The sequence below is a fragment of the Shewanella sp. KT0246 genome, from assembly GCF_019654955.1.
GTDB classification, from domain to species: domain Bacteria; phylum Pseudomonadota; class Gammaproteobacteria; order Enterobacterales; family Shewanellaceae; genus Shewanella; species Shewanella goraebulensis.
Genome location: NZ_BPEV01000006.1, coordinates 70,587 through 82,753, shown reverse-complemented (window position 1 = coordinate 82,753; position 12,167 = coordinate 70,587). Strand labels below are relative to the sequence as shown.

Below are 12,167 nucleotides of genomic sequence, written 5' to 3'. Positions count from 1 at the left end.
GATGAGCTATCAACCATTATTAATTAGCTTTGATGAAGCCATCGAGCTGCGTAAAGAGTTAGGCAAAGAAACATTATTAGGTAATGCCTTAAGCCGTGACATTAAACAAACCGATACCTACATGGCTGAAGTTGGCATTGAAGTGCCGGGCCATGGCGAAGGCGGCGGTTATGAGCATAACCGTCATAAGCAAAACTATATCCATATGGATCTTGCTGGCCGTTTGTTCTTAATAACTGAAGAAACTAAGTACCGTGATTACATTGTCGACATGCTTACGGCATACGCGACAGTTTACCCAACACTTGAAAGCAACGTCAGTAAGGACTCTAATCCACCGGGTAAGTTGTTCCACCAAACGTTGAATGAAAACATGTGGATGCTTTACGCCTCTTGCGCATATAGCTGTATTTACCACACCTTAAGTGACGATCAAAAACGTTTGATCGAAGATGATTTATTAAAGCAAATGATCGAAATGTTTGTGGTGACTTATGCCCATGACTTTGACATTGTGCATAACCATGGCTTATGGGCGGTTGCGGCAGTAGGTATTTGTGGTTATGCCATTAATGACCAAGAATCAGTAGATAAAGCACTATACGGCTTAAAGCTTGATAAAGTGAGTGGTGGTTTCTTGGCTCAATTAGACCAATTGTTTTCGCCTGATGGCTATTACATGGAAGGTCCTTACTATCACCGTTTTTCACTGCGCCCAATTTACTTGTTTGCAGAAGCCATTGAGCGTCGCCAACCTGATATCGGTATTTACCAGTTCAATGACTCAGTGATTAAAACCACATCTTATGCTGTATTTAAAACCGCATTTCCAGACGGCTCTTTACCTGCATTAAACGATTCATCGAAAACGATTTCGATCAATGATGAAGGTGTAATCATGGCAACATCAGTATGTTTCCATCGTTACGAGCAAACTGAAACCTTGCTTGGTATGGCTAACCATCAACAAGATGTGTGGGTTCATTCTTCAGGTCAAACATTATCAACAGCAGTAGCCAATGCAGACAATATTAAACCCTTTAACTGGGGTAGCTTGTTTGTGACCGATGGGCCAGAAGGCGAGAAGGGCGGCGTGAGTATTTTACGTCACCGTGATGCGCAAGACGACGACACCATGGCGCTGATTTGGTTTGGTCAGCATGGTAGTGATCATCAGTACCATTCAGCGTTAGATCATGGTCATTATGATGGTTTGCATTTAAGCGTGTTTAATCGCGGCCATGAAGTGTTAAACGATTATGGGTTTGGTCGCTGGGTTAACGTTGAGCCGAAGTTTGGCGGCCGTTATATTCCAGAAAACAAGTCATACTGTAAGCAAACAGTTGCCCATAATACGGTAACCGTTGATCAGAAAACGCAAAACAAATTTGATACAGCAACTGCAGAGTCTAAGTTTGGTCAAAAGCACTTCTTTGTAGCAGATAACCCAGCACTGCAAGGTATGAGTGGCGTTATCAGCGATTACTATGATGGCATTACTATGCAGCGCAGCGTGATATTGGCTGAGCTTGAAGAGTTTGAAAAACCATTAGTGATTGATGTTTATTTAATTGAAGCCGATGCCGAACATCAATATGACTTGCCTGTACATTACTCTGGCCAAATCATTCGCACTGACTTTGACTACCAAGTTGAAAGCAAGCTACGCCCATTAGGCGAAGACAATGGTTATGAGCATTTATGGAATGTCGGTAGCGGTAAAGTGGAAGCCAGTGCTTTAGTGACTTGGTTACACGACAGCAGTTACTACAGCTTAGTGACGAGCGCAGTTGAAAATAGCGAAGTGATATTTGCTCGCACAGGCGCAAATGATCCAGATTTTAATATGCGCAGCGAGCCTGCATTTATTATGCGTCAGTCAGGTAAAAACCATGTGTTTGCCTCAGTACTTGAAACTCACGGCTACTTTAACGAGTCTACCGAAGCATCACTAAATGCTCGCGGTGAAGTGAAGTCAGTTAATGTAATGGGCCATGACGACATTGGTACGGTTATCCGTATTGAAACAGTTAAAGGTAACGACTATTACTTTGCTATTTCAAACGAACAAGAAGCAAAACATGCTGAAACTCGCACAGTGAAGTTTGACTCGCACTACTACACTTGGACAGGCGCATTTGCTCAAATTGAGCCTACGGATGTAGAGCCTGAATAAACTGATCCAGCTTAAATAGATAATAAACTTGATACTAAAATGGGAAGCAATCGCTTCCCATTTTTTATGGATAAAATGTAGTTTTATCACTAACTATTAATCTGACATCCCAAAGGTTTTGCGAATGGATTGTGTGATCAAATCTCGAAACCATTTATGGGGCTGACTACTCAGCGTTCTTTTGTGTTCAATCAGATAAATATTGGTGATGTAAGGCTGGTGGTTAAACGATTTTATCGCTTTAAAGTTAGCCTCGTCCGTTGCATCTTGTTCAAGTAAATGCCCAGCAATCATCAACCTATCGGTTCCGTGAATTGATTCCACTAAGGTGGAAAGCTGTCCCGATTTCAAGGCCACATTCCGGCTCTTCCCTTGGGTCATGAGCTCAACATCTAAGGTGTTAAGATATTCGCCAGTAGAGCGGATATCTAAAGACAAATCGACAAATGCATACTTAAGGCAGTCATCGATACTCACGCTCTGCATTTGCAATAATGGATGATCTGCAGCGCCGTAAATTACTGGATAAGTATGACCGACCTTTTCAGAGTAGTATTCATCAGCAATGACAGTATCAGTGACATGGATAGAAAAATCTACCGAGCCTTCTTTGAGCAATAAACTGGGATCAATCGCTGAAGGATATTCTTCGAGAGTCACTTTAGGCGCAGCTGCATTTATTGCTTTAACAATAAGCGGTGTCATGAGCTTGCTCATCAACGGCGGCGTTGAGATCCTAAAGGTCTTTTCACACAATGCTGGTGAAAAGTTTGAGCTATTAACTAGGCTGTCGATGGAAAATAGGATGCTATCTAACTGACCTTCAAGCTCTAAGGTTTTAGCGGTGGGCTGCAGGCCATTAGATTCTCGATAAAACAGTGGATCATCAAAAACATCCCTTAGGCGTGCCAGTATTCGACTCATTGCAGGTTGTGATAAGTACAGTTTTTCAGCCGCTCGTGACACATTTCTTTCTTTAATCAACACACTTAACGACACTAATAAGTTTAAATCGATTCGTGAGAGTTCTTGTTCCAGTGTTTTCATTATCTTCCTTAATGCTGTGTCGGAGTAGAGATACCGCAATGCTCATCACTCGCTATTAAGCGGGGCTTCAATAGTGAAATTCATATCGTTTAAAGATATTACCTATAAGTATATCAGGTATTAAATTTTATGATTTCTGTAGATATCATTTTTTGGCTATTATTCATCCAAGCTTGAAAACAGCATCTAATTAAACAACTTCACTGGAGCTACACCATGAAACTATCACCAATTACTCGCGGTATTTTATTCAGTGCAATTGCGACTGTTAGCTTTGCTTCTGCAGCGCAAATAGCATCATCAACTACAGAAAACCTGAATGGCTTTTTTGCCGAAGATGGCAGCATAGTGACACCTGATACTTACCCTACACATGAGACTTCTCATCAACTTCTAAAAAACCAAGATTTGGTTGGAGTGAACAAGTTTTTACATAAGCGTCAGCTAACGCCAACCAATGAGCAACCCGTGGTACGCATGAACCGCGACACATACTATTCAATGGCTGTCGTTGATATTTCAAAAGGGGCAACAGTGACAATGCCTGAGCTTCCTGAAGGTAAATACATTTCAGTGCAGCCGATTACAGAAGACCATCGCATTCAACCAATGTATTACGGTGCGGGTACCTTTAACCTATCAACTCATATTGGAGAGCACTTATATTTAGTTGTGCGACTTGATGCCACCTTCACTGAAGCTGAAGCGGCTATGTATCAAGGCCAAATGAGCATTAGTGCCAATAGCGCTAATAAGTTTACCTCTGAAACGGTAGATAAAGCCTCTTTCAAACGTGTCGAAGATGAGCTTAAAGCTAAAATGCCGATGATTAATCAGCGCGATGGTAGTGACGCCCTGCAAGGTATGTTTACTGATGTTGATGATGAATCAAACCAGATATTTACCCAAGAGAAGTATGAAGTGGGCGCAGCGATAGGTTGGGGGGGAGCGCAAGCGAAAGATAACATTTACGAAGTGTCAGGTAATTTCCCTACTCAAACGTGTCATCAGGCTACTTTTGCAGACCCTAACAACCGCGCATTTTGGTCTATCACCGTATATAACAAGTCTGGATTTATGTTTAACGATGTCGCCAATGTTAGCTCTAATACCGCAAAGGTTAACAGTGATGGCACTTATACTGTGAGCTTTGGCTGCGGCGCAGATGCGATAAATAATATTGCTACGGACAATGGCTCAGGTGTGTTTAACATTGGTATCCGTCATTATCAGCCAAGCGATAAAGTAAAAGTGGATGGATTTCGTATCCTACCACTTGTACAAGCTCAGTAATAAGAGATATTGATTAAGGGCTAAGTAGTAAAATCTGACGAATCTTAAGCCTAAAATGGGAAGCAATAGCTTCCCATTTTTATAGCTGTAAGTTACACCCATATCTGTAAGTCTTTTAATTTGCTTGAAGCGATATATGGTTCAATAAATTTAAATTATCAAAATTATAAAATCTAATAATTTTTATTTATTTATTTGTGAGCTTAATATTACCTCATCGAAACAGAACACGAACTAATTAACACAATATTTGAGGTAAGTTATGAAAATGAATCACGTAGGTATCATGGTTGGCGACATGAACAAAGCTGTAGAGTTTTACACTAAAGCACTTGATATGAAAGTGGTTATGGGCAATACCAAAGTGACAGAAGAGCGTGAAACTGCCATTGGTAGAATGTGTATTGCGGTATTTGGTGAAGGCTTTAAAGGCTTTAACATCGCTCACTTACTTACTTCTGATGGCATCGGCTTTGAACTGTTTGAAATGAAAGAGCGTCAAGAGCGTCATGAAGTAGACTTTTCTCGCATTGGCATCTTCCATTTCTGTCTACAAACAGATGACTTTCATGGGGTAATTAAACGCACCCAAGAAATGGGCGGTAAAGTGCGCATGGACATTATGCGATACCACCCAGAAAGTGATAATAACACTGCGCAAATGGTGTATTTAGAAGACCCATTTGGAAACCTGTTTGAGCTTTACTCTCACACATATGAAGAAACATACGCTGCAGAATACGAGTAAAAGCCGCAATAAATAACAAAGGCCAACGCTTATACTAAGAACGAGAATTCGTGTTAGTGAGCGTTGGCCTTTCATTTTTCAGCTAAATAATTAGCTAGTTTTCGCATCAAATGAAGCAATCGCTTGCTTGAGTTTATCGATATTAGAATCACATAAGAATGGTTTCATGGCTGCAAATTTATCAGTCGTCCATTCATAAATATTGAATGATAATAATGCTTCAATCACTTGCGGCTCGAAACGATATTTAACCCGTTTAGCTGGTGAGCCTGCGACGACGGAATAAGGTTCTACATCTTTTGTAACGACACTATTTGCCGCAATGACAGCACCTTCTCCAATAGTGATACCTGGCATTACCATGGCTCTCATGCCTAGCCAAGCTCCATCGTCAATATGAGTATCCCCTTTGCCAATATACGCATCCTCAATCACATCCATAAATGGATATAAGCAGAACCAATCGGCTCGATGGGTATGATTGCCTCCCATTAATATAATGACTTCGGCTCCGATACAGACGTAATCACCAATAAACAGTTTATCTATAGTCCAGCGAGGTTCCCAATGGCGACTGATTTCGTCTCCGTGTAAATACCTGACTACTGATTCTTCAAACCCTTTATCCCAGCAGTCACTGTAGTAGCTGTGCTCGCCTTTAACGATAATATTATCGTTAGTCACAACTTCATGCAGTAATTGAAATTTTGACCAGTGTTTTTTTTGCATAACTCACCTCTAACTCGAATTAAATGTTGATAAAAATGCTCGAAGTTAGCAGAGTCAATGGATTCTTGGTTGCTTTAAAAGAGGGATGAGTTTCTTCATATTGAGGGCTTGTCGTAAACTAAATTAGAAAGAATCTTTAAAATGATAGCACAGAACAACTTTATATAGGCAATGCCATGGGATTTGGTTTGTATTACATTCTATGTGCTTTACAGCTTTTATTGAAACGATTGAAGGCCAATTAGTGACCAGTTACTATCCGCTTGTTCTTAACTACTGAACACTTAAACTCGTCGCTGAATGTTAAGAGTTGATATCAATAACTCAGCTTCTCGGCATCATGGTGACTGAACTCTTTAACCGCTTTACGAGCTAAGAACCTAAAAGGAAATGCTTTGATAATTTCTTCGAAAGGTTGAATCGCAAATGCCCAGAATATTGATGCATCAAAATACAAAATAAGTAGGGCGCATAAGGGAATTGATATTACCCACTGCCCAGTGAAGTTGATTTTAAATACTGCAGTAGTGTGTCCCATGGCTCTGAGTACATGACCATGAACTGTGTTGTAACCTCGCACGAGTGGCAAGATGATATAAATAGGCGCGATGATGGCTAGTGCTTGGTAAGTTTCGTCTGCCATATCTGGATAAATATCTGCAATCCAAAAACTTAACACGAAGAAAAAACCCATGGTAATCAGTGATATTGCCATAGCCAATCTGATGCTGATATTAACGTTTTCTTCTAAATCATGGAGCTTTTTAGAACCAATTGCTTGGCTTATTGAAATCGCTGAAGAGTGGGCCCAAGCCGTTATAAACTGCCCGCCAGCTCGCATCCAAGGTAAAACAAGGGTAATGGCAACATAAGCATTAATCGATAATTGTGAGTAGAGCAGCTGATAAACACTGACGCCAATAGAGAGCATGGTGACATTGGCGGCCACAGGGAAAATCTCAATAAAATGCTTACGCATATTAATGAGCCCTTCTTGCGGGTTTACTGCCAGTTTAAGGTTGATGTTATCAAGGGTCGATATGCACAAAGCGAGATAAATAAAGCGCACAAAAATAGCGACTAAACTACCTACTGCAGCGCCTACCACACCTAGTTCAGGGGTAATGTTAGTGCCATTTATTGCGATACCGTAAATAAAGGCATAGGACAAGGCGGCGTTGATTGGTAGCTCGATTAAATAGCCTTTGAAGGCGATTTTTGTTTTCCCTAAGCTATTAAATAAGGCAATACAAACTTGGGTGATGGCATTAAATAACACCACATATTTAGCGACACTTAAGTAGCGAAGCACCTCAGCTTGCAAGGCCGTATCGCTGGTGATGAGTTCAACAATTGATTGTTCAAACAGTAATAGTATCGACCAAAAAAGCAATGCCACAGAAAAGTTGATGCTCATGCCTGACCAGCATGATTTTGTCAGTGCGAGGGAATTTTTCGAACCTACTGCGCGGCTCATGACTAATTGAGAACCATTCGCCAACGCCATTTGAATACCCATGATAAAAGCAACGATGGTTGTCGCAATGCCCATGGCGGCTAATGGAATTTCACCGAGTGGTGAGACTAGCAAGGTGTCAATCATTAACATTGACTGCATCAGTAATGCGTTTAGCGCTAACGGCCACGCTAAAGCAATATTGTTACGTACGTATTGGTTGCGAATATAATGATTAATGAGTTGCATGTTCACCTAAATTTAGTAAAGGTTTCATCATGAATTCTTCCTTGAATTTAAGCTTCGATTGAGTCGATTATGCAATCGAAGCTTGTAACGTCAGTAATTAAGCGGCAGGCACTTCAGAGAACCTTTGATTGTCATCTTTTAATAATTGCTGACAGTAGCTGCGCGCTTGGTCGGCATCACCTGACATAATGGAATCATATATGCCTTTATGTTCATTAATACAAAAGCGGCCGCCTTCGGCTGAATGGTCAATAAACAGCTTAAAGATGGTGGTTAATATATTGCCGAACGGAATATAAAACTGGTTGTCAGTCGATAAATAGATCGTTTGATGGAATAAATGATCGTTAATGGTCCACTGTTCATAATCGAACTCTTCAGCAGCTTTTATCATGTTCTGCATTAAAACCGAGAGCTGTTTACGTTGTTCGATAGTGGCAAAGGTTGCTGCGAGGGCACAAGCTTCAGGTTCAATTGCTTTGCGTAAGCCTAAAAACTTGCTTAAAAACACTTCAGTATTTTCAAGTCCTTGGATCCAGTCTAGTAATTGTGGATCTAAAAAGTGCCAGTTAGCGCGTGCTCTGACTGTGGTGCCCACTTTAGGTCGTGACTCAATTAAGCCTTTTGCTGATAATAACTTCGTTGATTCACGTAATGCCGTTCGGCTTACACCAAACATTTCACATAATTCCATTTCACAAGGAAGCCTTTGCAAAGGTTCGATTTCACCAGACAGTATTTTACGAGCAATTTGTCTAGCGACTTGCACATGGACTCGTCTGCTTGAATCTTCTACTTGTATGAACATGATCTCTCGATCCTTTTAAATATGAAAACGGGTTCAAAAATATCGATATGCTCAGAACATTGGTTAACAAAAACGCGCCTAGCGCAGTTGATTGATGTCAGTGTCCATCACAGATAGTGATAAAAGTGGTATTTCTTGTTGGCGGCAATAAATCTATATGGATTTACTGCTTAAAAGGTTGTTATAGATCGGGGTATTGATGAATTTGAAACATATCAATTCATATTTATACCGTAACAATAGCGTGAGCATAAAACGCCTAGCATCTAGATTACTGGTGTAACGCGGTACTAAAAGGCTAACCTTGTACCGAAATATGGACCTATAACGCTCATCTTTTTCTGTTGTATTATACTACAATATGTGAGGGTTTTAGAAAACCCGTTTATGTTATCAAGGGGTATTAAAAGTTGTTGTAACTCACATATATTAATAATATTTGTATTTTTATTGATTTTTTAAAGCGTTTTTTAATTATTTTTTAATCGATAAAATTGACGATAATAGCACTATATTGTCGTACAAATTAGTTGGGTTTGGGAGCCTAATCGATGAAGATTTGCTAAGTTATTCAGTTATAACAAGTTTGTTTGGCTTGTGCTATTTAACATTCCGAAGTTACCAATTGATTAAAATTTGTAAAGTTATGATTGTTATGAAAAAGAATAAATTACTTTGGGCTGAAGCGCGTTAGTTTCATATTCTATATTGTCTTTAGCTATTTCATCTCTTAATGAACTTGCTTTTATTTGTATGATTTATGCTGGTCAACTGTGATTAAACTTGTTATAAATCAGCCGTAAAGTGCAAATCGATAGCATTTTAGTCTCATATTTATCATGCTATATTACGTCAATAATTCTTAAAATCAGCGTTGTGAAAACAAAATGTCGAATGGCTTCAATTCAATATCAGGGGCTAAACGTAGCTTGCATTTACACGTTGCCCGCGAAATCGCCCGTGCCATCCTTTCTGGCGAACTTGCTCAAGGCAGCATTATTCCAAGCGAGATGGTGCTGTGTGAACAATTTGGTATCAGCCGAACTGCACTAAGAGAAGCAGTAAAACTGCTGACATCCAAAGGCTTACTACAATCACGTCCTAAAATCGGTACTCGAGTTGTTGAAAAGAGCAACTGGAATTTTTTAGACCCTCAGTTAATTGAGTGGATGGATGGATTGACTGATATTAATGACTTTTGCAATCAGTTCTTGGGCTTTCGCCGCGCTATCGAGCCTGAAGCCTGTGCTTTAGCAGCTCAAAATGCCACGGTAGAGCAGCGCAAAGAGTTGTCGTCAGTATTCCAACAAATGAGTGAATTAAACTCAGCTCCGGAGCTGGATACTGAAGCGTGGATTAAAATTGATATTCAATTTCATCGAATTATTTTCTTTTCAACAGGTAATGATTTTTACCTGCCGTTTGGCAATATCCTTACGACCATGTTTGAGCACTTTATTGCGCATTCATCTGAAGAAGGTGGCACCTGCTTTAATGAGCATAAATTGATTTATGAAGCGATTATGATTGGGGATGCCGCTAAAGCGCGTGAGATGTCTCAAGATCATTTACAGTCGATTAATCATCGAATCGATGACTAAGTTGTAATTGTTTTACTGTTAAACATACAAAATATATGCAATAAAAAACGCAGACTAAGGTCTGCGTTTTTTTATGGCTAAGCATTATATTGGATTAACTCACTTATTACTTATTGCCTGTGAGTTAATCTTATGTCGCTTAATCTTATTTCGCTTCAGCTTCTGCTGCTGCTTCATCCTCGATTTTGCTATCAACCGCATTGACCAATAACAAGCCAACAGAGAGCACAATCGCACCACATAATACGAATATCATGCGAGACCAGAATGGATTAGGCAGAAGGAACATTGCCATAACAAAGATACCTGCTACTGCAATTAGGGTACCTAACATACGACGTTGCTTGTTATCCAATTGCTTCTGAGCGTTACCTTCAGATACTAGCGGTGTGGCTAAGTTTTCGAAGAACTTATCAACATTCTTTTGACGCTCTTCAGTCAAAGGTTTGTAGAATAAAGTTGAAGCAACAAAGAAACCAGCAGTGAACACAACGTGGGCCATCAGACCAATTGCTACCGTTAAGTCAGACCATTCACGCCCAGTTAATGCGTGCTCAAGACCCAGTGCGTTTTCAACCATTTCAGCAGTAATAACGAAACCGACAATGTAAGAAACAAAACCACCCACAACGAGCGTTCCCCAAGCTGCCCAATCAGGTGTTTTCTTAATAAAGAAACCACAGAATGCTGGAATTGTCATTGGGAAGCCGATTAAGGCACCTACATACATCATGGTATCAAATAGGCTTAACCCTTTAAGTGAGTTAATAAATAACGATACTAAGATAATGGCAATACCAAAGAAGGTTGAAGTCAGTTTAGACACTAACATCAATTCTTTTTCACTGGCATGTGGACGAACCACTGGCTCGTAGAAGTTTTTAACAAAAATGCCTGAGTTACGGTTAAGACCCGAATCCATAGACGACATGGTTGCTGCAAACATGGCAGCAATCAATAGCCCTACCATACCCACTGGCATATATTCTTGAACAAAGTATAGGTATGCGAAGTCTGCTGCTTTGCTACCCGCTTCAGGGTATATCGCTGCTAAATCGACACCAGAACCTGCTAAGTACCAGCTTGGTAGGAACCAGATAACTGGACCAATACTCATTAGAATACAGGCAAGTAATGCCGCTTTTCGTGCATTTTTAGAATCTTTTGCTGCAAGGTAACGGTACGAATTCAGCATGTTGTTGGTAATACTGAATTGCTTTAAGAAGATAAATACAGCCCAAACACCAAAGATACTTAGGTAATTTAAATCACCGCCAGAGACAAATGAATCTGTCGGGAAGTTATCAATAATATTGGTGATACCACCGCCATGAACATAAGCCATTACCGCACAGGTAATTGTCACCGCCATGATGATAACCATTTGCATAAAGTCAGATGCGATGACCGCCCATGAGCCACCAGTTACTGACATGACTAATACAACCAAGCCAGTTAGTACTATGGTGGTGGTCATATCAAAGCCGAAGATACCTGAAGCAATAATTGCCAGACCATTCAACCAAATACCAGCAGTGATGACGCTGTTAGGCATGCCTGTCCAAGTAAAAACTTGTTCATTGGCATTACCGAATCGCATACGAATCGCTTCAATTACCGTTACAACGCGGAGTTGGCGGAATTTAGGTGCGAAGTAAACGTAATTCATTAAGTAACCAAAGGCATTGGCTAAGAAAAGAATCGCGACACTAAAGCCGTCTGTGTAGGCTTTACCGGCAGCGCCTGTAAATGTCCATGCGCTGAATTGGGTCATAAAGGCAGTTGCCCCTACCATCCACCACAACATACTTCCGCCCCCACGGAAATAGTCACTAGTATTGCTTGTAAATGTCCGGAACATCCATCCTATCGCAATTAAGAATAGAAAATAGATACCTACAATGATTGTATTTAGCTCCATTTTTATAACCTTTTCTAAGAGTAAATCTATGGGAACCAACTTCAGCAGCAATGCTGAAAAACAAGTCTTTATTACCGTGCAAACTAATCATTGTGTAAATTAGTCACTATGTAATCAGACTGACTTTATTAAAAACGTT

At 40.2% G+C, this 12,167-nt stretch carries 9 protein-coding genes; 4 read left to right on the top strand and 5 right to left on the bottom strand.

Features of this window, described 5'->3' with window-relative positions; all coding sequences use genetic code 11:
• Position 1: 1 nt before the first annotated feature.
• The gene (locus K5Q58_RS04500; protein WP_220752680.1) at positions 2-2,176 is read left to right on the top strand and encodes a heparinase II/III family protein; all 2,175 of its coding nucleotides are present in this window, start codon (positions 2-4) and stop codon (positions 2,174-2,176) included.
• Positions 2,177-2,272: 96 nt separating this feature from the next.
• Here K5Q58_RS04500 and K5Q58_RS04495 read toward each other — a convergent pair whose 3' ends face one another.
• Complete coding sequence (locus K5Q58_RS04495) at positions 2,273-3,223, bottom strand: LysR family transcriptional regulator (protein ID WP_220752679.1); 951 nt, start codon at positions 3,221-3,223, stop codon at positions 2,273-2,275.
• 216 nt (positions 3,224-3,439) lie between these two features.
• Here K5Q58_RS04495 and K5Q58_RS04490 point away from each other — a divergent pair, with 216 nt between their 5' ends.
• Together K5Q58_RS04490 and K5Q58_RS04485 are read left to right on the top strand one after the other, a co-directional pair.
• Positions 3,440-4,516, top strand: coding sequence for a DUF1254 domain-containing protein (locus K5Q58_RS04490; protein ID WP_220752678.1), 1,077 nt, complete (start codon positions 3,440-3,442; stop codon positions 4,514-4,516).
• Positions 4,517-4,778: 262 nt separating this feature from the next.
• Positions 4,779-5,264: a VOC family protein gene (locus K5Q58_RS04485; protein ID WP_220752677.1), complete on the top strand. Its 486-nt coding sequence runs from the start codon at positions 4,779-4,781 to the stop codon at positions 5,262-5,264.
• 90 nt (positions 5,265-5,354) lie between these two features.
• Here the strand turns inward: K5Q58_RS04485 and K5Q58_RS04480 are convergent, their stop codons facing one another.
• The 3 genes from K5Q58_RS04480 to K5Q58_RS04470 form a co-directional block, all read right to left on the bottom strand.
• Positions 5,355-5,993, bottom strand: a complete 639-nt coding sequence (locus tag K5Q58_RS04480) for a CatB-related O-acetyltransferase (RefSeq protein WP_220752676.1) — start codon at positions 5,991-5,993, stop codon at positions 5,355-5,357.
• Positions 5,994-6,309: 316 nt separating this feature from the next.
• Positions 6,310-7,698, bottom strand: coding sequence for an MATE family efflux transporter (locus K5Q58_RS04475; RefSeq protein WP_220752675.1), 1,389 nt, complete (start codon positions 7,696-7,698; stop codon positions 6,310-6,312).
• Positions 7,699-7,795: 97 nt separating this feature from the next.
• Positions 7,796-8,506: a FadR/GntR family transcriptional regulator gene (locus tag K5Q58_RS04470; RefSeq protein ID WP_220752674.1), complete on the bottom strand. Its 711-nt coding sequence runs from the start codon at positions 8,504-8,506 to the stop codon at positions 7,796-7,798.
• A gap of 887 nt (positions 8,507-9,393) precedes the next feature.
• Between K5Q58_RS04470 and K5Q58_RS04465 the strand changes: the two genes are divergently transcribed.
• Positions 9,394-10,107: a FadR/GntR family transcriptional regulator gene (locus K5Q58_RS04465; RefSeq protein WP_220752673.1), complete on the top strand. Its 714-nt coding sequence runs from the start codon at positions 9,394-9,396 to the stop codon at positions 10,105-10,107.
• 145 nt (positions 10,108-10,252) lie between these two features.
• On the opposite strand, the gene K5Q58_RS04460 is transcribed toward K5Q58_RS04465, so the two are convergent.
• Positions 10,253-11,968: a transporter gene (locus tag K5Q58_RS04460; RefSeq protein ID WP_374758477.1), complete on the bottom strand. Its 1,716-nt coding sequence runs from the start codon at positions 11,966-11,968 to the stop codon at positions 10,253-10,255.
• Positions 11,969-12,167: the final 199 nt, after the last annotated feature.

Coding starts and splice junctions, on each gene's coding strand:
- K5Q58_RS04475 (WP_220752675.1), bottom strand. CDS start 7,698: ATGCAACTCATTAATCATTATATTCGCAACCAATACGTACGTAACAAT.
- K5Q58_RS04465 (WP_220752673.1), top strand. CDS start 9,394: ATGTCGAATGGCTTCAATTCAATATCAGGGGCTAAACGTAGCTTGCAT.
- K5Q58_RS04500 (WP_220752680.1), top strand. CDS start 2: ATGAGCTATCAACCATTATTAATTAGCTTTGATGAAGCCATCGAGCTG.
- K5Q58_RS04490 (WP_220752678.1), top strand. CDS start 3,440: ATGAAACTATCACCAATTACTCGCGGTATTTTATTCAGTGCAATTGCG.
- K5Q58_RS04485 (WP_220752677.1), top strand. CDS start 4,779: ATGAAAATGAATCACGTAGGTATCATGGTTGGCGACATGAACAAAGCT.
- K5Q58_RS04480 (WP_220752676.1), bottom strand. CDS start 5,993: ATGCAAAAAAAACACTGGTCAAAATTTCAATTACTGCATGAAGTTGTG.
- K5Q58_RS04470 (WP_220752674.1), bottom strand. CDS start 8,506: ATGTTCATACAAGTAGAAGATTCAAGCAGACGAGTCCATGTGCAAGTC.
- K5Q58_RS04460 (WP_374758477.1), bottom strand. CDS start 11,968: ATGTTCCGGACATTTACAAGCAATACTAGTGACTATTTCCGTGGGGGC.
- K5Q58_RS04495 (WP_220752679.1), bottom strand. CDS start 3,223: ATGAAAACACTGGAACAAGAACTCTCACGAATCGATTTAAACTTATTA.